Origin of the sequence: Anaerocolumna sp., assembly GCF_032079385.1 — a bacterium.
Lineage (GTDB): Bacteria > Bacillota > Clostridia > Lachnospirales > Lachnospiraceae > Anaerocolumna.
This window is the reverse complement of the sequence record NZ_DAMAUC010000002.1, coordinates 193,170-214,175: the sequence shown is the minus strand read 5'-3', so window position 1 is coordinate 214,175 and position 21,006 is coordinate 193,170. Positions and strand designations below refer to the sequence as shown.

The window sequence follows — 21,006 nt, the reverse complement described above, 5'->3', positions numbered from 1 at the left end:
TCCTGGTCTATTATTAGAACAATAGTTAATTTTATTATAATACAAAACTTGGAAACTGCAAATAGATTTATTATCCGTATTAAATATATTTTTCTCTAAAATGCATTCCTTATCAAAATATTTAAAGATAATCAGCATGGTTTTTCATTTCTTGGCAAGTTTAATATGTATTTGCTACAGAATCGTATATGACAGGATAAATAATCACTTTATAATTATACTTGAAATAATAAGTGGGTGCGGTTAAAATATAGAGTAATGAAAAAATAGCTTGTTTGAGAGGAGTTCCTCTATGAGTAATGTGTTAATTGTTGGCGGCGGTGCATCAGGCTTGGCGGCAGGGATTTTTGCTGCAAGAGGAGGGCATAAGGTCACTATTATAGAGCATAAAGATAAAATTGGTAAAAAGATATTAGCCACCGGTAATGGAAAGTGTAATTATACCAACTTAGTTCAGTTACCGGAGTGTTATAGGAGTAATGACAGTACCTTTCCTATGAAAGTTCTATCTGTTTTTGGTGTTCATGAAACTATAGATTTTTTCCGTCAATTAGGTATATATCCAAAAGAAAGAGACGGGTATGTCTATCCTAATTCTGAACAGGCGGCTTCTGTAGTTCAGGTTTTGGAGATGGAATTAAAGAGATTAAAAGTAAATATTTCTTTGGATGTACATGTAGAGCACATCCAAAAGGTTAATAATACATTTAAACTTAATACCAATAAGGGTGATTTTACAGCGGATAAGGTGATTCTGGCAGCAGGAGGCTGTGCGTCACCTAATCATGGTTCTGACGGAAGCGGGTATCTGTTAGCAAAAGAATTGGGACATAAGCTTGTAAAACCACTGCCGGCTTTGGTGCAGTTAAAGTCAAAAGAAAAGTATTTTAAAACTTTAGCAGGTGTCAGAACAGAAGTTTATATTCAGTTATTTGTAAATGATAGATTTGCGGCAGAAGAGAAGGGGGAACTGCTCATAGCTAATTATGGGGTATCCGGCATACCTATCTTTCAATTAAGCAGATTTGCAGCAAAAGCAATAAATGAAAGTAAGAAAGTTACTTTAAAGATAGATTTCTTACCATCCCTTAATTGGAAAGAAACATTTGATCTAATTACGGAAAGAATGAAAATCAATCCCAAGAGAACAGCAGAAGAATCTATGGTAGGATTATTTAATAATAAATTAGTTTTTGTCATGTTAAAGGAAGCTGGAATAGAACCTGATTTATTTTGCGAAAAAGTAAATAAGAAATACATCACAGATTTAGTGAATCAGATAAAAGAATGGAAGATTCCTATTTCTGAGACGAATTCTTTTGAGCAGGCACAGGTAAGTGCAGGCGGGGTGAATACTGCAGAGATTACACCAACTACTATGGAATCGAAACTAGTGAAAGGACTTTACCTTACCGGTGAACTTGTTGATGTGGACGGTACCTGTGGAGGCTATAATCTTCAATGGGCTTGGTCTACCGGAGCAGTTGCAGGAATGAGCTTATAGTATAGGGGGGATGTATCACTAGACTTTGAAAGGAGCGTGGTTTATTTATGATCCAAATAACCCAGTTAAAATTAAAGATAGATCATACAATGGAAGATTTAAAGAAACAGATAGTGAAACAATTGAAAGTACAGGAAGCAGATATTATTCATTTTTCAATTGTAAAGAAATCCATTGATGCCAGAAAGAAAAATGAATCCTCCATCCATAATACCAATTATGTATATAGTGTGGAAGTGGAAGTAAAGGATGAAGTTAGAATAGTTAAAAAACTTCATAATAATAATATAACAATAGGTGAAAGACAAAAGTATAATTATAAACCTACCGGCAATGAAAAATTGAAATACAGACCTGTAATTGCAGGTTTTGGGCCCGCTGGATTGTTCTGCGGATTGATGTTAGCAAGAGAAGGTTATGCTCCGATTATCATAGAGCGGGGAGACGAAATATCATGCCGTGTGAAGGCTGTGGAGGATTTTTGGAAAACCAATGAGTTAGATAAGAATTCTAATGTTCAGTTTGGAGAAGGGGGAGCAGGCACTTTTTCCGACGGTAAATTAAATACTTTAGTCAAAGACCAGTTTGGAAGGGGCCGTAAGGTTCTTGAGATATTTGCAGAGCATGGGGCTCCGGAAGAAATTTTGTATCTGAATAAACCACATATAGGAACAGATAAATTACAAGATGTTGTTCAAGGTATTCGAAAGGAAATCATTGCATTAGGGGGAGAAGTGAGATTTCGAACCTGTCTGACTGATATATTTATAGAAAAGGGACAGGTAACTGGTGTTGAACTCAATCATAAAGAAGTGTTACATTGCAAAACTTTAGTATTAGCCATTGGCCATAGTGCAAGAGATACTTTTGAATTAATATACAAAAAGGGATTGGACATGATACAAAAATCATTTGCAGTAGGTGTGCGTATTCAGCATCCTCAAAAATTAATCAGTCACAATCAATATGGCGATTTATACGAAAAATTACCTGCGGCAGATTATAAATTAAGTCATCAGGCAGGCTCTGGCAGAGGTGTCTATTCTTTTTGTATGTGTCCGGGAGGTTTTGTTGTTAATTCCTCCTCCGAACAAGGAGGTCTTGTTGTAAATGGTATGAGCAATCACGCCAGGGATGAAGAAAATGCAAATAGTGCATTGATTGTTACCGTTACTCCAGAGGATTTTCCGAAAGTCAATGATATTCCGGAAGCTCTATCCGGCGTAGAATATCAAAGAATATTAGAGAGGGCAGCATATAAAATAGGTAAGGGAGTAATACCGGTTCAATTATTTGGAGACTTGTGCCGAAATCAAGAGAGTGTTACAATAGGCCATATTAAGCCGATTATAAAGGGCCGGTATACATTTGCAAATCTAAGAGAATGCCTTCCGGATTATATTACGGATACCCTGATTGAAGGTGTTCAGGCATTTGATAAAAAGATACCAGGATTTGCTGACGAAGAAGCAATACTTGCAGGTGTGGAGTCCAGAACTTCTTCACCTATTCGAATTGTTCGAAATGATCAATTTGAATCCAATATATCAGGAATTTATCCCTGTGGAGAGGGGGCAGGTTATGCAGGTGGAATTACTTCCGCAGCTATAGATGGCATAAAGGTATATGAGGCAATTGCTTCGCGATATAGATAACTAAAATGAATCCATTGAAATTTCATACTGAAACTTTTCGTCCATTATTTAGATGACGTAACGGGAATCAGGTTTGGAAGATTGAAAGAAAATAAAGATATGGAAAGGCTGCCGCAAAGTGTTTCTTTCAATCTATTTATTTGTGGCAGTATCACATCTGTAACCAGTTGTGATATACAATAGGTATAAAGAATGATAAACAGCCGATTAGCTCTAAAAGACAAGAAAAGGATTGTAGTAAAGATTGGTTCTTCTTCATTAACCCATCCGGCTACAGGAAGTATTAATCTGATGAAGATTGAAAAACTGGTCAGAGTATTAACGGATTTAAGAAACCAGGGAAAAGAAGTAATCCTGGTATCCTCCGGTGCCATAGCAGTTGGCAGGGAAACCATAGGATTAAAGGAAAAACCAAAAGCAAAAGCTGTAAAACAGGCCTGTGCAGCAGTAGGCCAGGCACGTCTTATGATGGTGTATCAGAAGTTATTTGCAGAATATAATCAGGTACCTGCTCAGATTCTTATGACTAAGGATACTATGATTAATAACATTAGCAGAAAGAATGCACGCAACACCTTTGAAGAACTATTAAAACTAGGGGTAATACCTATCGTAAATGAGAATGATACTGTTTCAACGGATGAAATTGAATTTGGCGATAATGACACCCTTTCCGCAATTGTTACCGCATTGGTTCATGGTGATTTGCTGATTTTACTATCTGACATAGATGGGTTATATACTGACGATCCTCATAAGAATAAAGATGCAGAATTCATTGATTTTGTTGAAGTAATTGATAATGGTTTAAATGAAATGGCAAAAGATACTGCTACATCTGTGGGAACCGGAGGAATGGCAACAAAAATAGCAGCTGCCAAAATTGCCACTGATTCCGGAGCGGATATGGTTATTGCCAATGGAGAAGATGTTTCAATCATTAATGATGTTATGGAAGGAAATAATGTGGGGACTTTATTTAAGGCACATAAGAATAAAGATTTTGTTTTAATGGATTACATCAAAACAAAACAATACAATAAAGAATAAAAGAGCACAGGGCTCCAAAAATTGAAAGGAGTATAGTTATATAAATGGAAGATTCAAAATTAGCAAGAATTAATGAACTGTATAAAAAGTCTCAAAATGAAGGCCTGACAGCAGAAGAAAAGAAAGAACAGGCTAATTTAAGAAGTGAATATATTCAAGCCGTTAGAAAGAATTTAAGAGGTACATTGAATAATATATCCTTATTAAATCCGGATGGTTCTGTAACGGAATTATCAAAGAAAAATAAACAATAGAAGCGCTGCTATTAATATTAAAAGGCTGAATGCCGGAATTAAGGTTAAAATGAATAAAAAAGAATTAAGAGCCCATATAAAAGAAGCAAAAATTACATTATCAAGAGCTACGATTCAAGAGGACAGTAACAAAATAACAAGTATATTATTGGATAGTTCCTGGTTTAAAGATTGCAGTCAGTTGTTCTGCTATGTTTCCTTTAATCAGGAAATAATTACTACACATATTATTCTTACCGCATTAGAACAAAGTAAGAAAGTGGCTGTACCAAAGATTGTAGATCAGGAAATGAAGTTTTTCTATATCAAATCCTTAGGAGAATTAGAACCTGGTACACTTGGAATACTAGAGCCTTTTTCAGGAGAGGAAGCAATTCCATCTGGTACGGAAGAAAGTCTTTGCATAGTTCCTGGATTGGCTTTTGACAGGCATAGAAATCGCATAGGATATGGAAAAGGCTATTACGATAAGTTTTTTACAAAGTATACGGATAAACCAATTAGAAAAATAGCGTTGGCTTTTGATTTTCAGATATATGAGAATCTTCCGGCGGAGGAATATGATAAAAAGGTGGATCGTATCATTACACCAACAACTATAATAGAATAATTTAATAGTTACTAAAATAGAATTCTTACTGCTTAGAATAGAATATTTATTAGTTTAGAACAGTTGACTGTTATATTGGATTGGTTACTTTCACATATGGAAATTATTAAAATTATTCAGGAAGGCATTTTTAGAGAGGAGGATGTACATGATGAAGTATTTAGAGGACATTGGAATCAGAGCAAGAAAGGCAGCTACCGCATTAAATGTATTAGGCCAGATCAGAAAAAACGAAGGTCTAAAATTAGTGGCAGAAGCTCTTACGAAAAACAAAGATTATATTTTGAGAGAAAATGAAACAGATATTAGAAATGCAAAAGAAAATGGTATGAAAGAATCTTTAATCGATCGTTTGTCATTAAATACCGAAAGGATAGAAGCCATGTCTAAGGGGCTTCTGGATATCATTGGTTTAGCTGATCCGGTGGGTGAAGTAATTTCCATGAAACAAAGGCCAAATGGGCTTATGATCGGAGAAAAAAGAGTTCCTCTGGGTGTTGTAGGGATTATTTATGAGTCAAGGCCAAATGTAACCGCGGATGCCTTTGGATTGTGTTTTAAGACCGGCAATGCGGTTATATTAAGAGGCGGAAGCGATGCTATTCATACTAATATAGCTATTGTAACTATTATCCGTAAAGCTCTGGGAGAAGCAGGTATTTCAGAAGATGCTATTCAGCTGATTGAGAATACGGATAGAGAAGTAGCAACGGAAATGATGCGTTTAAATAAATATATTGATGTTTTAATACCAAGGGGTGGTGCGGGGTTAATCCGTAGTGTGGTTGAAAATAGTACCGTGCCTGTGATTGAAACCGGAACTGGTAATTGTCATGTTTATGTAGATGAATACGCAGAGTTTGATATGGCTTTAAACATTATTGATAATGCTAAAACACAAAGACTTGGGGTATGTAACGCTTGTGAATCCTTAGTTGTTCACAGTAAAATCGCGGATAAATTCATTCCATTATTGTATGAACGGCTGAATGCCAAACAAGTTGTTATTCGCGGGGATGAAAGAGCAAAAGCAATCTGTGATAAAATAGAGCCGGCAACAGAAGAAGATTACGGCATGGAATACCTGGATAAAATTATTTCTTTAAAAGTCGTAGATTCCATAGAAGAAGCAATTGAACATATTAATTACTATAATACAAAGCATTCCGAATCCATTATTACCAACGACTATAATCATGCAATGAAATTCCATAATGAAATAGATGCGGCAGCTGTTTATGTTAATGCTTCCACTCGTTTTACGGATGGTGGAGAGTTTGGCTTTGGAGCAGAAATCGGGATCAGTACACAAAAACTTCATGCCAGAGGCCCAATGGGGCTTTTAGCACTTACCACTACAAAATACATTATATTTGGAAATGGACAAATACGGGAATAGCGGTTGGGTTAAAACAACGTTATATACGGTAATTTGAACAATATATACTTTAAGGCATCTCTTTATATGTCATTCCATACCAAGAGAATAGTTAAAAATACTGCTACAATATAGTAGAAAAAGTCCAAGATGTAAGTCTCGGACTTTTTCTAATAAGAAAGCCATTCGGGCAAAAATTCAATTGTAAAAATGGATGTTTCATATCAGATATGAATTGTAAAATCAGTTTGACCCCAATATCTGGTAGTCCATTCTATTTTGCAACAGCCTCAGCTTCTATTAGTAGTAAACACATTTACTTTTCTAAAGGATTTGAAAAATCTAATTCCGTTAGTTCTTTTTCCTCAACAACATCACCTTGAGAATTCACGGCTTTGTATCCTATAACTTGAGGTCCCTTTGATAAAAAAGCAATAAAAGGGTTTGGACTTTCAACTTGAATATCATAGTCCTCTGCTGTTGTGAGAAGCTTAATTTTACAAATATCTGAATTCATCCATTTATCTTCTATAAGATCGTATTTTAACTTTTTTACAAATCCAAAACAAATAGGGCTATTTTTTTCTACTACTCCCAAATATACATTTTGTAATGAAAGAATTTGAGGAGCATCGGAAGCATTAAGAATTTGTATTTTTTCATTTAGCATAGTATACCGTACTAAGTATATACCATCACCAAAGTCGTAACCAAGGGTTAAAACCATACTGTAGTAATCATCATTATCTTTTTCCGTATGCAAAACTCTCATATTTTCCCTCATTAACATCCAATAGGAGAGATATTCGTGTAAATCATCTAATAGTGCGGTTTCTTCTTTAGACTCAGGAATAGAAAAGTCAAATCCCCATTTTTCTTTATAAATATCATTATTACTTAATAAAAGTCCTTTTTGAGATATATAAGTTTCAGCTTGTGAGGTTGAGATTGGTAAAGTAAGCTCTTTTTCATCGTATGATAAACTGTGTTCCTGGTATATTTTTTTAATTTGCCAATCTAACATGAATTCTCTTGCTTTTTGAATTGAATTGCTTTCATCCAAATTTATATCAGATTCCCCAGATAATTTGGAAGAATCCTTAGTCTTATAATAACAGGATGAGCATAAGATACTTAAAGCTAGTGTTAAAGCTATGAGTAAGAATGTTTTCTTCATGATTAACCTTCCTCACTTACTTTTAGTTTTAAATACAAATGAGCATTAAATTCGTATGTACATAATTTATATTTAGCTTGTTTTCTACATTGGGGTATCATTTTTGCTAGATATTGTTCTTACATACCATTATTATACATTAATAACACCTTATTTACATCTCATTTATACGAATACTTTCAACAATACTTACTTTCTTCATTAATATATTGATAATACATTCTGACAATACTGAAACAAAAATAAGAATCAATATCCCTATAAATAGCCCAGACCAGGGAAATGCCCAGGAAACACTATATTCGGTTAAATATACTTTTTGAATTAATAGGGAGCAGATGATACCCATTAAAGTTCCGAGAATCAATGCTCTGATTGAATTCAACAAACTTTCTACCCCTTTCATTTTCCTAATGGATTCCGGTGTCATACCTACTGAGGAGAAAATTGCAAATTCTTTAATACGTGCACGATTTATGGTCCATGTGACGATAAAATTGCTAAACAAACAAATAAATGATAGAATTATAACTAATCCGGCCAATAAATACCGGATACCTGCGATGCTTGCCTGTTCCTCTCTGATTTGTTCATCATAATTATAAATCTTTCCGTACACCTGTGTATGATTATCCAGGTAAGTGGATATCGATCTTTCCAATTCACCTGCTTCATCAACCATTCCCCGTAAAATAATATTATGGGTTCCTGGAACTCTTTCCGCAAATGGACGGTACGGCTCTAATGATAAAAAAGTATCTTCAGACACTAAGATAGCAAGACTGGTTGGTGCGTCCACCTTAGTATATTCCGGAGAATAATCTATAGCAGCAGCTATCTTTATTTCCATAGCATCATCATCGGAGTAGCTTAATTCTGAGCCAGAAACATGAGTAGAATAGACAGGAAGTATGTCACCTGCTTCCAGATGAAACAGTTTTCCTTTTTCCTGCATTCCATCATATCTCCATGTACGCTGGTCATTAATAAAAATACCTGTATTTCCCTTTAAGGTTCGAATATCGATACCTTCGTTATGACATATTGAATAAAGGGTATCGTCATCAACGCTTAAAAGAACAACATCCGGTTGTCTTCCAGATCCCTGAAATAATCCGGAACGATATCCTGTTTCGGATAATGGCAGGGGATTTCTCAGTTCAAATGCAGTTTGGCGGATTAAACGCAGCTGATTATCTGAAATCTGCATAAGCTCATCTACTGTTTGTCCAAGAAGTTTATTATCGTCACAGGAAAGCTGAATATCAATATTGTAGTCCATTCCGCTATAAGTCATAGATATCACATCATTTGTATAATGACTGAAGCTGGACAGTACCATGGATAAAGCAATATTCACAGATAATGCCACCAGGACCGGATAATATTGGCGTTTAAAGCGTCTATGGGTTTTATAGGCCAGCTGTCCTTCTATATGAAAAAATTTTGATATAATTTTTGGTGCAAAATTAGAAAGGACAGAATCTCCACCAGTCTCATGTTCCTGTTCCTTTTTGGATATATATATTTGCTGATTTTGCCGTATTGCCTCTATTGGCCTAATCTTGGCCGCTTTTTTAGCTGGTGAATAAGCGGATATCAAAATAATTGCAATAGAAACAATTATTATAGCAATCATAAATGGAATGGATATCACTATCTCTACTGGAGGAAACTTTTCCAATCCTTTCAGCATATCATCTAATTTACTCCTGGATAGATTCAACAGATAAATACCAAATAATAAGCCGAAAGGCATGGCTATAAAAATATATAGCATACTTTCAAATAAAATCATTCCGCTTATTTGAGTACCACTTGCTCCAATACTTGAGAGGAGTGCAAAATCCCGTTCCCTTTGTTGTGCAGATATTTTTAATACTGCTCCCAAGGTTAAAACAGATGCCAGCGTTATAATTGTCATAAGAATCATAAATATCAGCAAAAATGAATACATACCATTTTGTTTATATAAATCTCCGTATGATACTAAAAGCTCCCAGTTATGATCCTGATGGATAGAATCAAGGGAATATGCACTTAATTTTTCTTTCATAATTTTTGTGGTAAATAATCCGGGTTTATCTACAGTTACAAAAAGTACTGCTTTATTATCCACTGTGTCAAGAAAAACTTCTGAAAACCAAGAGTCCTTTTTGAAACCTTCTTCTATATCTTTAAGTTTATTTGAATCTTCAGCAGCAAATTTATAGTGATACGTTCCATATGTGTCAATGGACCAACGTCGCAATACATCTTGAAAGCTGGCGGCAAAATTGAATATTGCTGATAATACTGCAATCATTAAAATAGTCATAAAAAATGTCAGTAAAGTCTGAATAAAATGTTTCTTAATATGGCGGATAGTAGATTTAAATAAAATCTTCATAGTTGCATCACCTTATCTAACGTTATACGTCCATCCTTCATAAATATTCGGCGCTTTGCGATACTGCTGACATTTTCATCATGGGATACCATAATAATTGTTTGATCATAATTTTCATTTGCTGCTTTTAATAAGGCTAAAACTTCCTCAGTATTTTCACTATCCAAATTTCCTGTTGGCTCATCCGCTAATATTAAGGAAGGTTTTGACATTAGCCCACGTCCTACGGCCACACGCTGTTGCTGTCCGCCGGATAATTGATTTGGAAGATGTTTTCTACGGTCTGATAGGCCAAGCAATTCTAGCAAGGAAATAAGCATTGCTCTATCTATTTTTTTACCATCAAGCATTAAAGGCAAAATTATATTTTCCTCAACAGTCAAAGTGGGTATCAAATTAAATGATTGATAAATCATACCAATATGTCTGCGTCTAAATATTGCTTGTTCTGATGGCTGTAACTTATTAATGTTTTTTCCTTCAATAAATACATTTCCCGAAGTGGGAATGTCTACTCCTGCCATCATATGAAGCAATGTTGATTTTCCAGAACCTGATGGTCCCATTATTGCAAGAAATTCGCCCTTTTTTATTTCAAGATTAACATTATCTAACGCTGTTACGGTGGAATCACCAATTTTATATATTTTTGTAAGCTTTTGAATTGTTATCATGTGTAGTACCTTTCTTTTATACAATTTATCTTGTTATAATTCTAGCATATGTTATTCCATATGGATTTAACTTTTTTAGAAATTATAATAGTAGGCTTTCTATGATAGTATACTATCATAGAAAGCCTAACATATCACTTATTGTATAATTCTATCTTTAGCTAATTACAATAATCCTACAGATTAAATTTGATTACCGCTTTCACTAATACGAATTGTTACTGAGCAATCTCTGCTTAAACCAATAACATTAGTAACGGTAAAAGAAAATGTAACATAAGCATATTTATTAAATATTCCTCCATATCGGCCTACATCAGAAGTTGTGCTGACATTAGAAGTAGTTGCATTTGACGGTATATAATCCCATCCACCTCTTGGGCTACTAACACTGACATCTCCATTACCCCATGTAAAATATCCTTCTGCATAATAAAATGTTGATCTGCTTAAACCATTGTCCCATGTTAACTCTTTTTCATTCTTAACCCAACCTGAGCCTGAACTTGCTAGAGGTGTAATGCCTTCGCTTCCAGTATCCGGCTTAAAATAAATTCTTTCTGTTACATGATTTCCATCCTCATCATCATAATAAAACACTTCAATTGGATCACCATAATCAATTGTTTTTTCTGCAGCCATCACTGGAGTTGCCGCAAAAATTGATAAGAACATCGCCATAGTTAAAAAAACACTGATAATTCGCTTCATAATTGTTTCCCTCCTAGAATGTTAATTTTATAAGCATATTAAGTTGGTTACTTTTTTGCGGAGTAAATGGATTTTACACAAACGCCTTGAGTGTATTTGTCGACATATAACATTCCAATTACGAGAACAGTCGCAACCTTTTAAATTATCATTGGTATCACATCCTTTCATAGCTCTATTTCTGTTAGTAAAGTTTATTTAATTTCCAATATGTGTTATATCAATCATACCATAAAATATCACTAGTGCCTCAAGTTGTTGAATTTGGTGTATGTTTTTGTTGAAACTTACAGTTTTTTCTATAATCACAATTGGAATTGCAAATAATAAAAATTTATAATAAACAATATATGATACTTCTTTGTCACTGGCCATTTACATTAATATTGAAATATTATTATTAATACTATATAATTTATATGATATTTAAGAAATTTAGTTTAACGAAAGTTGAGATTATATTATGAATACAATTAGCAATGATTTAAATAAAATAAGTACAACGGGAGAAGCACCAATTAATGAACCTGAAAGACAATATTATTTTATGGAGAAACTAAAGGAATGGGTAAAGCAAAAATCCGAAGAATTAGGCAGACCCCTTACCTTTATTACCCAAACTTTTGGCTGTCAGATGAACGCAAAGGACTCTGAAAAACTAGCTGGTATATTAGAGGAAATCGGTTATGTGGAAACAGATACGGAAGAAGCAGATTTTGTAATCTATAACACCTGCACGGTTCGTGAGAATGCCAATACCAGAGTATATGGAAGGCTTGGGTTTTTAAACAGCCTTAAGAAGAAAAACCCGAACATGCTCATTGCATTGTGCGGATGCATGATGCAGGAAGATGTGGTAGTTGAAAAGATAAGAAAAAGCTACCGATTTGTAGATATCATATTTGGTACCCATAATATCTTCAAATTGGCAGAACTCCTATATAACAGACTACAGTCTAAGCGAATGATTATTGATATATGGCAGGGAACCGATCAAATAGTGGAAGACCTTCCAAGTGAGAGAAAATACAAATTCAAAGCCGGCGTAAATATTATGTATGGCTGCAACAATTTCTGCAGCTACTGTATTGTGCCTTATGTTAGAGGTAGAGAGAGAAGCCGTAATCCAGAGGATATCATCAAAGAAATTAAAGATATGGTGGCAGATGGCGTAGTTGAAATTATGTTACTAGGCCAAAATGTTAACTCTTATGGAAAAACTTTAGAAAAACCGATGACATTTGCAGAGTTATTATTAGAAATAGAAAAAATAGATGGTTTGGAAAGGATTCGTTTTATGACTTCCCATCCAAAGGATCTGTCAGACTCCTTAATTGAAGTAATGAAGAATTCGAAGAAAATCTGTAACCATCTGCATTTGCCTGTACAGTCAGGAAGTACCAAATTATTAAAGGCAATGAACCGAAAATATACAAAAGAACAATATTTAGATTTGGTAGATAGAATAAAAACTGCTATGCCAAACATATCTTTAACTACAGATATAATTATTGGATTCCCTGGAGAAACAGAAGAAGATTTCTTAGATACTTTAGATGTGATTAGAAAAGTGAGATACGACAGTGCCTATACTTTCCTTTATTCAAAACGTACGGGAACACCGGCAGCTGTTATGGAAACACAAGTTGAGGAAGAAGTTGCAAAGGAAAGATTTAATCGCTTATTAAAAGAAGTACAGGATATTTCAGCAGATTTAACAAAGAGGCACGAAGGATCTGTGCAAACTGCATTAGTGGAAGAAATAAACAACCAAGATTCATCTTTATTAACAGGAAGATTAAGCAACAATGTATTGGTTCATTTTCCAGGATGTAAAGAATTGATTGGAAAATTGGTCGATGTGAAATTAACAGAATGTAAAGGTTTTTATTATTTAGGAGAATTAGTGGATTAAAGATACAATATTGCCAATTTACTTTCAATGTATTTGTAATAAGATAACAATGTGAAGTATAATTTTAAAAAATTTATTAAAAAGCACATTAATATTCGTGAAATAGTGACATAATGCATAAAATATTAGTTACTATACTTGACATATTACTAAAAAAAGTATAAAATTTATATGTTGTATATTCGTACAATGAAAATTAAATAAGGAGGTGCTCCTGTGCCAGAAGAACTCAAAATAGTGATAGCTATTTTAGTTACCTTGGTAATAATTGCTCCTCTTGTTTGGAAAATTGCAATATCCTATCGTGTAAAAGTCGTAGAGGCTAAGGTAGGTTCCGCAGAAGAAAAAGCAAGGGAAATCATAGATGAAGCTTTAAAAACAGCTGAAACTAAGAAGAGAGAAGCCTTACTTGAAGCAAAGGAAGAGTCTTTAAAGACTAAGAATGAGCTTGAGAAGGAAACTAAGGAAAGACGAGCAGAATTACAGCGTTACGAAAAACGTGTTCTTACAAAAGAAGAAACCTTAGATAAGAAGACGGAAGCACTGGAAAAGAAAGAGGCTAAGCTCACTGCAAAAGAAACTGAGCTCGATAAAGTAAGAGCAGAAGCAGAAGAAATGCACAGCAGGCAATTGCAGGAGTTAGAAAAAATTTCTGGACTTACCTCCGATCAAGCAAAAGAATATCTTTTGAAAACTGTTGAAGACGAAGTGAAACATGAAACGGCGATGTTAGTAAAAGAACTTGAAAACAAAGCGAAAGAAGAAGCTGACAAAAAAGCAAAGGAATATGTTGTTACTGCAATTCAGAGATGCGCAGCAGATCATGTGGCAGAGACAACCATATCCGTTGTTCAACTTCCTAACGATGAGATGAAAGGCAGAATTATTGGTAGAGAAGGACGTAATATACGTACTTTAGAAACTCTAACCGGTGTAGATTTGATTATCGATGACACTCCGGAAGCTGTTATCTTATCAGGTTTTGATCCAATCAGAAGAGAAGTTGCAAGAATTGCACTTGAAAAATTAATTGTAGATGGTAGAATCCATCCTGCAAGAATTGAAGAAATGGTTGAAAAAGCGCAAAAAGAAGTTGAAGTCATGATTCGTGAAGAAGGTGAAGCAGCAACCCTTGAAGTAGGTGTTCACGGAATTCATCCAGAACTTGTTCGCTTACTTGGTAAGATGAAATTCAGAACAAGTTACGGACAAAATGCATTAAAACACTCTATTGAAGTGGCACAATTATCCGGCTTACTAGCCGCAGAAATTGGTGTCGATGTTAGAATGGCTAAGAGAGCCGGTTTATTGCATGATATTGGAAAGTCTGTTGACCACGAAATGGAAGGCTCACATATTCAGATAGGTGTTGAGCTATGCAGGAAGTACAAGGAAACTCCTATTGTTATTAATGCAGTAGAGTCACATCATGGCGATGTGGAACCTACCTCATTGATTTCATGCATAGTACAAGCTGCAGATACTATTTCAGCAGCAAGACCTGGCGCTAGAAGAGAAACATTAGAAACATATACTAACAGACTGAAACAGTTAGAAGATATTACGAATAGCTTTAAAGGGGTAGATAAGTCATTCGCAATACAGGCAGGTAGAGAAGTTCGTATCATGGTTGTACCGGAACAGGTTACTGATGCAGACATGGTTTTACTTGCACGTGATGTATCAAAACAGATTGAGGCCGAATTAGAATATCCAGGTCAAATTAAAGTAAATGTAATCAGAGAATCTCGTGTAACAGATTATGCAAAGTGACATTAAATAAGAAAGTTAAGATGGTTGAAAACCTTAAATAAAGGTTTCAACCATCTTTTTATTTTTTATTTAAGTTAATTAAAAAAACTTTATGCAAAAATATTATTGCGTAAAGTTTTTTAATTTACACTTATATATTACCACAAAATGGGGAAAATTTCAATACTTGTAATAAAATTAGTTTTTTTGTATAATCATTTAATCTTATTTGAAAGGAATGATTTTAATGGAGAAGGATTTCTTTGAAATGATTGTTATACAAAAACAAAAAGAAGAACTGGATAAAGTAATGTTATGTAATTCTTCAACAGAAAAGTTCGGAGTTAGACTTACAGAACAGGATGCATTACAACTTCTTAAAAGCAGAATCAGCAATTTAAGAGAACAGGAACGTGTAGAATTTGGTGAAGGAATATTGCCAAAATTAATTGTTACTTTTTGTGATTCTCCTTATATTTATCAGGATAATTATGTACCTACACTGGAGGCCTTGCAGGAAATATTTTATGAATACAAAAATGATACGCTGGATGTGTTAACAGATGATGAATTAATGGAATTTATGAAAGAGCATTTTGACGGAGACTGTCAAGGATCTATTGAGTATTTGGAAGAAACCTGTCTTGAAAAATTAGCAAGGAAAATTAGGTATGGATATGAGGAATAATTTAACGGATATAAAAAATTATGAAATGGGAGATCTGCTTTCAATTGTTTCGGATTTAGCAAAAAAATATACAAGTATGGAAAGCAGCTCTATTACTTATGAAAATGCTAGAATGTTAATGGATTCAGTTATTTACTGTTTGGAGGAATATAATAAGATTCCGGAAGAAGATAGGGAATATACAGATGAAACTGTAAATACAAAAAAATTATATGAGCAAGGCTTGCGACATGTTTATAAAAAGGTGATGAAAAGTAAGGAACTTTATGAAGAAATAATTAAAGAGTTTCACTCTTACAATTGCAGAAATTACTATGATACCATAATTAATGGTATACCAAATTTCTTTCTATGGTATGACCCTGTATTTAAGCCTCAAGATCATATCTTAACCTTAGATTATCCTACTATAAAACCATTAGGTAATCTATGTGGGGTAGATGCAATATATCAATATTTGTATAGCATAAAATTAGAATGGCAATTTTTAAATGCCTTTCCAGATGAAGCAATTATGGCATTGCTTCATCGAATGATGCCTGATTACGAGGAATTATTTTTTGACAATGTATGCAGCCAGGTTTTAAGAAATGCAATTGCATGTGTGATAGTTGAAAAACCAATAGGAATGCTGAAAATTGAGGCAGATGATTTGGAAATTATAAAGTCTTTTTTTAATCTGAAATCCAGAGAAAGTATTAATAGTGCCATTCAAATGATAACAAAACAGATAGTGAAACATGGTTCTTTTTCAAATGCCCTGCTACTGGATTATTTATTACTAGATTCTGAGGATTTTACGGTACTCCTTGAAAATGCTATAAAGTATGACACATTAGAATATCTTTTTCCACTATAAGATAGAGATTAAAGATTTATATTTTGAATTTCCCTTGAGGAAATTAGAAATGAAATGCTAACATTATTGTAAAGTAATAGGGAGGAAACTTCATTGTAGAAATCAAATCAAATATTTATATTTTGTTCTAACATACGATGGTGATATATACTTTAAATTAGACAACCTATGGTGAGTTGACTGAGAATTTAAATGTTTAAATAAAATATTACTTTACCTTGTGTTTCATATAATAAGTTTTGTATTTATGTGAGGCTTTTATTAGGGTTACATATTGTGATTATATCCATCATAATATATAACCCTTGATATTTCCTTAGCTAAGTTTTAGATTTTAATGAGATTCACCTTATTATTATATTTTGTAGATAAAAGCTTCAATATGTAAATGAATTACTTATGTTAAATGCATGTTTCCGTATTTTTATAGAACACAAATTTTCTATAAATCATAAGATTTATTCTAAATACTCTTCAAGGCAAATTCCATTCTCATATATTTCTTTTGCCGCTTCTTTGCCAACATAACGGTAATGCCAAGGTTCATAACTTATTCCTGTAATATCACTTTTATTTTCAGGATAACGCAATATAAAGCCATATTTATAGGAATTTTCCATCAGCCATTTTTGCTCAGGTGTATTTTCCTGTTCTTTATCCAGCATTTGATAACTTTTGGCAACAATATCAACGGCTAATCCTGTTTGATGTTCACTGGTTCCGGGTACAGCAATCCATTTAGCAGCTTCTACTGCTGCATCTTCATTAGAAAGGCCATTGTTTAAATATTTACCAATTTTGTTTTCAAACAGCGTTTTTTGCTTTTCCAGTGATCGATAAGAAGAACAGATAATAGGAGATAATCCTTCTTTTTCAGCATCCTCCAGCATCCTCTCCAAATCATTAAAAATTCGTTTATCAACAGAATGACCATTCGTAAAGGATTTTGTTTCTACAGTAAAATTTTCAGGCAATGTATTCCATGGATTTGCAAGAATCAGCTGCCAGTTTGTAGGAGATTGGGATGCATAACTCAAGCCGGATTTCTTTTCAAGAAATAAATCATGAATGAATAAAGAACTAATAATTATTATTAAAAATCCAAGCAATAGGGTTAGTATTTTTCTGTTATGTTTTCGCTGATTTCTCTTTTTCTTTCGTTCCTTACTATATTTATCGTCCATTTATATCTTCCTTTTCTTTCGCAAACTTGCTTTATATCTTCCTTGAAGTACATGTATCTTATAACCTCCCTTATATTTTGTCAATGTACTTCACTAATTCTTAATTAAGGATTAAGAAAATATTAAGAAGGCAATGGATATACTTTAGCTGAAGGCTAATCTATTACAAATTTTGTGCTATGCATATGTTTATATTTTTATTTCTATTATGTTCTGTTATAATGTCAACAGGACAAATGAAGGGAGGTGAAGAAATGACATTACAACAATTACGATATGTAATAGAAGTTTCGGAAATGGGTTCTATGAGTGAAGCAGCCAAGCGGTTATTTATTTCTCAACCAAGTCTCTCTAATTCTATTATGGAACTGGAAAAAGAGCTTGGAATACTTATATTTATCAGAACAAACAGGGGAATTCAATTATCCGTGGAAGGGACAGAATTCCTTGGATATGCCCGACAAGTAATAGAACAAATGGAATTACTGGAACAAAAATATGTGGCTGGTAAACATCATAGGCAAAAATTCAGTATATCTACCCAGCATTATTCGTTTGCGGTAAAAGCTTTTGTAGATTTAATCATGCATTTCGGAATGGAAGAGTATGACTTTGCTATTCGAGAAACCAGAACTTATGAAATCATTGAAGATGTGAAGATGTTAAAAAGCGAAATAGGTATTCTATATCTAAGTAATTTTAATGAAAAAGTAATTACTAAATTATTAAAAGAGAATGAGTTGGACTTTGAATTGCTTTTTTCTGTTCAACCACATATATTTGTAAGTTCCAAAAATCCTCTGGTAAAAAAATATAATGGGAATCCAGAGTATAATGGTGGAAAAGGCATTAAGTTGGAAGAGTTAGAAGATCTGCCGGTTCTTCGTTATGACCAGGGAGTAAATAATTCCTTTTATTTTACCGAGGAGATATTAAGTACATTGGAGCACAAAAAGTCCATCATGGTAAATGACAGAGCAACCTTATTTAACCTGCTTATTGGTTTAAATGGTTATACTATATCTACAGGTGTTATCAGTGAGGAATTAAACGGTAAGGATATTATATCTTTGCCTCTTGATGTGGATGAAACAATACGGGTAGGAATGATTACTCACAAGAATACAGTTCGCAGCAGACTTGGAGAAATCTTTGTAAGCAGATTAAGAGAAAATATTAAAAATGATGGTTTGGTATAGCTTTAAACTATATCAAACCATACTTTTTTCATATTTTACTTATAAATAGAATTGATATATACTAAATTCAATTAACTGGTAAGCGAAATTATTATTTAATATAAAATATTCGCTTTTAAAAATGAAACAGATAGGTAATTCTGCCTTAATATGTATGGCAGATTTCATTATCGGAATAAAGTAAGGAGAAAGCAAGCATGAGATACGAAATTAGCAAATCCAGTAATATGAATATGATGATGTGCTGTGGCCATATGTGCGGAAGCATGTATATGGTTTCTTGCTGTGCTTGTTATGATACCTGATTATATTGTTAATTATATTTAGTAAATATAAAAGACAGGTGCATAACAGTATCTGTCTTTTTATTTGTGCAAAGGCAAAGCAATTCTTGCGTGAATTTATTTGTAACAAGGTGAGCACGCTGAGAACATATTAGAAACCCAGGAAGTTGTTTGTAATGTTTCCGGGAAGCCAGAGAGGATATTCAACGTAGTTGAATTGGAAATGAGATTCACAATAATTATTAGATAAGAGAAGGTGTGAAATGGAAGGAATCATTGAAGTCAGAAATTTGACAAAGACTTTTCAAGATAAGAACAACAAAGTAGAAGCACTAAAAGACATTAATTTATCCATTCATAGGGGAGAAATATTTGGAATTATCGGAATGTCGGGAGCCGGAAAAAGTACACTGGTAAGATGTTTAAACTTTTTGGAAAAACCAACCGGCGGTACCGTATCGGTGGATGGAAAAGATTTATCCAAATTAAAAGCAAAAGAACTTAGAAATAAGCGTATGGAAATATCAATGATATTTCAACATTTTAATTTACTTATGCAAAAAAGTGTACTGGATAATATTTGCTTTCCGTTATTCATTGCAGGTGTTAATAAAAAAGAAGCAAGAGACAGAGCTCTGGAGTTACTTAAGATAGTAGGAATGGAGGAAAAAGCAAGTGCTTATCCATCCCAGCTATCAGGAGGACAAAAGCAAAGGGTTGCTATAGCAAGGGCATTGGCGAATAATCCCAAGATATTACTTTGTGATGAAGCTACCAGTGCATTAGATCCTCAGACCACAAAATCCATACTGGAGTTATTAAAGAACATTAATGAGACTTATGGAATAACTATCGTAATTATTACCCATGAAATGGCCGTAGTTCGGGAAATTTGCAGTCATGTTGCGATTATTAGTAATGGAACTCTGGCTGAAACAGGTAAAGTGATTGATATATTTACAAGTCCCAAGACGAAAGCGGCAAAAGACCTGATTCTTCATGGTGATGAGAATATTTCCAATGAACTGGCGAATCCTTATAAAGATACAACGATTAAACTGATGAAAACCAAGCGTTGTGTCAGAATCGTATTTAGCGAGAATTCTTCCTTTGAACCAGTGATTGCCAATATGGTTTTGGAACATAAAGCCCCGGTTAATATTTTAAAGGCAGACACAAAGAACATAGGCGGAATTGCCAGAGGAGAGATGATATTAGGACTTCCGGAGGATGAAGATACAGCAAGCAGAATGATTGCGTATTTAAAGGGCAGAGGTCTTGCAGTAGAGGAGGTATCAGATTATGTGGACTAAAGAAATAATAAATATGCTTTTAGAAGGTATTGCTGATACTTTGTATATGACCTTGGTATCTACCTTTATGGGTTATGTAATTGGCCTTCCTATGGGAATTGTATTAGCTGTAACCGATAAGCAGGGTATAAAGCCAAATAAATTCGTATATAAACTTTTGGATTTTGTCGCCAACGTTATAAGAAGTGTACCATTTTTAATTTTATTAATTGTTTTAATTCCATTTACCAAATTTCTAGTAGGAAAAAGTTATGGTTCCACAGCAACTATTGTACCTCTGGTTATTGCGGCAGCTCCATTTATAGCAAGATTAGTGGAATCCTCTATACAAGAAGTGGATAAGGGAGTTATTGAGGCAGCAGAAAGTATGGGTGCCGGAACCTTCACAATTATAAGGAAAGTATTATTAG

Annotated in this window: 17 protein-coding genes and 1 pseudogene; 13 read left to right on the top strand and 5 right to left on the bottom strand. The window is 33.9% G+C overall.

The window, feature by feature from the left end; genetic code table 11:
* Positions 1-292: 292 nt before the first annotated feature.
* From RT261_RS02645 to RT261_RS02620, 6 genes are all read left to right on the top strand, one after another.
* Positions 293-1,504 (top strand): NAD(P)/FAD-dependent oxidoreductase, encoded by a 1,212-nt coding sequence (locus tag RT261_RS02645; protein WP_313129009.1) that lies wholly within the window; start codon positions 293-295, stop codon positions 1,502-1,504.
* Between the two features lie 47 nt (positions 1,505-1,551).
* On the top strand, positions 1,552-3,159 hold the full coding sequence (locus RT261_RS02640) for an NAD(P)/FAD-dependent oxidoreductase (protein ID WP_313129008.1): 1,608 nt from the start codon (positions 1,552-1,554) through the stop codon (positions 3,157-3,159).
* A 192-nt stretch (positions 3,160-3,351) separates the two neighbouring features.
* Positions 3,352-4,209: a glutamate 5-kinase gene (gene proB, locus RT261_RS02635; RefSeq protein WP_313129005.1), complete on the top strand. Its 858-nt coding sequence runs from the start codon at positions 3,352-3,354 to the stop codon at positions 4,207-4,209.
* A 44-nt stretch (positions 4,210-4,253) separates the two neighbouring features.
* Positions 4,254-4,463 (top strand): DUF896 domain-containing protein, encoded by a 210-nt coding sequence (locus RT261_RS02630; RefSeq protein ID WP_313129003.1) that lies wholly within the window; start codon positions 4,254-4,256, stop codon positions 4,461-4,463.
* A gap of 49 nt (positions 4,464-4,512) precedes the next feature.
* On the top strand, positions 4,513-5,073 hold the full coding sequence (locus tag RT261_RS02625) for a 5-formyltetrahydrofolate cyclo-ligase (protein ID WP_313129001.1): 561 nt from the start codon (positions 4,513-4,515) through the stop codon (positions 5,071-5,073).
* Positions 5,074-5,224: 151 nt separating this feature from the next.
* Positions 5,225-6,472 carry a glutamate-5-semialdehyde dehydrogenase gene (locus RT261_RS02620; RefSeq protein WP_313129311.1) on the top strand — a complete coding sequence of 416 codons (1,248 nt, stop codon included), beginning with the start codon at positions 5,225-5,227 and terminating at the stop codon, positions 6,470-6,472.
* Between the two features lie 295 nt (positions 6,473-6,767).
* Here the strand turns inward: RT261_RS02620 and RT261_RS02615 are convergent, their stop codons facing one another.
* From RT261_RS02615 to RT261_RS02600, 4 genes are all read right to left on the bottom strand, one after another.
* Positions 6,768-7,628 (bottom strand): hypothetical protein, encoded by an 861-nt coding sequence (locus RT261_RS02615; RefSeq protein ID WP_313128999.1) that lies wholly within the window; start codon positions 7,626-7,628, stop codon positions 6,768-6,770.
* 154 nt (positions 7,629-7,782) lie between these two features.
* Positions 7,783-10,017 (bottom strand): ABC transporter permease, encoded by a 2,235-nt coding sequence (locus RT261_RS02610; protein ID WP_313128996.1) that lies wholly within the window; start codon positions 10,015-10,017, stop codon positions 7,783-7,785.
* Complete coding sequence (locus RT261_RS02605) at positions 10,014-10,691, bottom strand: ABC transporter ATP-binding protein (RefSeq protein ID WP_313128994.1); 678 nt, start codon at positions 10,689-10,691, stop codon at positions 10,014-10,016. The genes RT261_RS02610 and RT261_RS02605 overlap by 4 nt, the downstream gene beginning before the upstream one ends.
* 183 nt (positions 10,692-10,874) lie before the next feature.
* Positions 10,875-11,402: a hypothetical protein gene (locus tag RT261_RS02600; protein WP_313128991.1), complete on the bottom strand. Its 528-nt coding sequence runs from the start codon at positions 11,400-11,402 to the stop codon at positions 10,875-10,877.
* A gap of 463 nt (positions 11,403-11,865) precedes the next feature.
* Between RT261_RS02600 and miaB the strand changes: the two genes are divergently transcribed.
* From miaB to RT261_RS02580, 4 genes are all read left to right on the top strand, one after another.
* Positions 11,866-13,317, top strand: a complete 1,452-nt coding sequence (miaB, locus tag RT261_RS02595; RefSeq protein ID WP_313128989.1) for a tRNA (N6-isopentenyl adenosine(37)-C2)-methylthiotransferase MiaB — start codon at positions 11,866-11,868, stop codon at positions 13,315-13,317.
* Between the two features lie 258 nt (positions 13,318-13,575).
* Positions 13,576-15,090, top strand: a complete 1,515-nt coding sequence (gene rny / locus RT261_RS02590) for a ribonuclease Y (RefSeq protein ID WP_442871758.1) — start codon at positions 13,576-13,578, stop codon at positions 15,088-15,090.
* A gap of 226 nt (positions 15,091-15,316) precedes the next feature.
* Positions 15,317-15,757 carry a DUF6323 family protein gene (locus tag RT261_RS02585; protein ID WP_313128984.1) on the top strand — a complete coding sequence of 147 codons (441 nt, stop codon included), beginning with the start codon at positions 15,317-15,319 and terminating at the stop codon, positions 15,755-15,757.
* The gene (locus RT261_RS02580; RefSeq protein WP_313128982.1) at positions 15,741-16,616 is read left to right on the top strand and encodes a DUF6179 domain-containing protein; all 876 of its coding nucleotides are present in this window, start codon (positions 15,741-15,743) and stop codon (positions 16,614-16,616) included. Before RT261_RS02585 ends, RT261_RS02580 begins: the two co-directional genes overlap by 17 nt.
* Positions 16,617-17,074: 458 nt before the next feature.
* On the opposite strand, the gene RT261_RS02575 is transcribed toward RT261_RS02580, so the two are convergent.
* Positions 17,075-17,800 (bottom strand): M15 family metallopeptidase, encoded by a 726-nt coding sequence (locus RT261_RS02575; RefSeq protein ID WP_313128980.1) that lies wholly within the window; start codon positions 17,798-17,800, stop codon positions 17,075-17,077.
* Positions 17,801-18,054: 254 nt separating this feature from the next.
* On the opposite strand from RT261_RS02575, the gene RT261_RS02570 reads away from it, so the two are divergent.
* From RT261_RS02570 to RT261_RS02560, 3 genes and pseudogenes are all read left to right on the top strand, one after another.
* The gene (locus tag RT261_RS02570) at positions 18,055-18,999 is read left to right on the top strand and encodes a LysR family transcriptional regulator (protein WP_313128978.1); all 945 of its coding nucleotides are present in this window, start codon (positions 18,055-18,057) and stop codon (positions 18,997-18,999) included.
* A gap of 547 nt (positions 19,000-19,546) precedes the next feature.
* Entirely contained in the window at positions 19,547-20,596 is a 1,050-nt protein-coding gene (locus RT261_RS02565; protein ID WP_313128976.1) for a methionine ABC transporter ATP-binding protein, read from the top strand.
* Positions 20,586-21,006, top strand: a pseudogene (locus RT261_RS02560) (methionine ABC transporter permease); the annotation flags it as partial. The gene RT261_RS02565 and the pseudogene RT261_RS02560, both read left to right, overlap by 11 nt.

Excerpts from the sequence above, each read along its gene's own strand:
- RT261_RS02645 (WP_313129009.1), top strand. The coding sequence starts at position 293 with ATGAGTAATGTGTTAATTGTTGGCGGCGGTGCATCAGGCTTGGCGGCA.
- RT261_RS02640 (WP_313129008.1), top strand. The coding sequence starts at position 1,552 with ATGATCCAAATAACCCAGTTAAAATTAAAGATAGATCATACAATGGAA.
- proB (WP_313129005.1), top strand. The coding sequence starts at position 3,352 with ATGATAAACAGCCGATTAGCTCTAAAAGACAAGAAAAGGATTGTAGTA.
- RT261_RS02630 (WP_313129003.1), top strand. The coding sequence starts at position 4,254 with ATGGAAGATTCAAAATTAGCAAGAATTAATGAACTGTATAAAAAGTCT.
- RT261_RS02625 (WP_313129001.1), top strand. The coding sequence starts at position 4,513 with ATGAATAAAAAAGAATTAAGAGCCCATATAAAAGAAGCAAAAATTACA.
- RT261_RS02620 (WP_313129311.1), top strand. The coding sequence starts at position 5,225 with ATGAAGTATTTAGAGGACATTGGAATCAGAGCAAGAAAGGCAGCTACC.
- RT261_RS02615 (WP_313128999.1), bottom strand. The coding sequence starts at position 7,628 with ATGAAGAAAACATTCTTACTCATAGCTTTAACACTAGCTTTAAGTATC.
- RT261_RS02610 (WP_313128996.1), bottom strand. The coding sequence starts at position 10,017 with ATGAAGATTTTATTTAAATCTACTATCCGCCATATTAAGAAACATTTT.
- RT261_RS02605 (WP_313128994.1), bottom strand. The coding sequence starts at position 10,691 with ATGATAACAATTCAAAAGCTTACAAAAATATATAAAATTGGTGATTCC.
- RT261_RS02600 (WP_313128991.1), bottom strand. The coding sequence starts at position 11,402 with ATGAAGCGAATTATCAGTGTTTTTTTAACTATGGCGATGTTCTTATCA.
- miaB (WP_313128989.1), top strand. The coding sequence starts at position 11,866 with ATGAATACAATTAGCAATGATTTAAATAAAATAAGTACAACGGGAGAA.
- RT261_RS02585 (WP_313128984.1), top strand. The coding sequence starts at position 15,317 with ATGGAGAAGGATTTCTTTGAAATGATTGTTATACAAAAACAAAAAGAA.
- RT261_RS02580 (WP_313128982.1), top strand. The coding sequence starts at position 15,741 with ATGGATATGAGGAATAATTTAACGGATATAAAAAATTATGAAATGGGA.
- RT261_RS02575 (WP_313128980.1), bottom strand. The coding sequence starts at position 17,800 with ATGGACGATAAATATAGTAAGGAACGAAAGAAAAAGAGAAATCAGCGA.
- RT261_RS02570 (WP_313128978.1), top strand. The coding sequence starts at position 18,055 with ATGACATTACAACAATTACGATATGTAATAGAAGTTTCGGAAATGGGT.
- RT261_RS02565 (WP_313128976.1), top strand. The coding sequence starts at position 19,547 with ATGGAAGGAATCATTGAAGTCAGAAATTTGACAAAGACTTTTCAAGAT.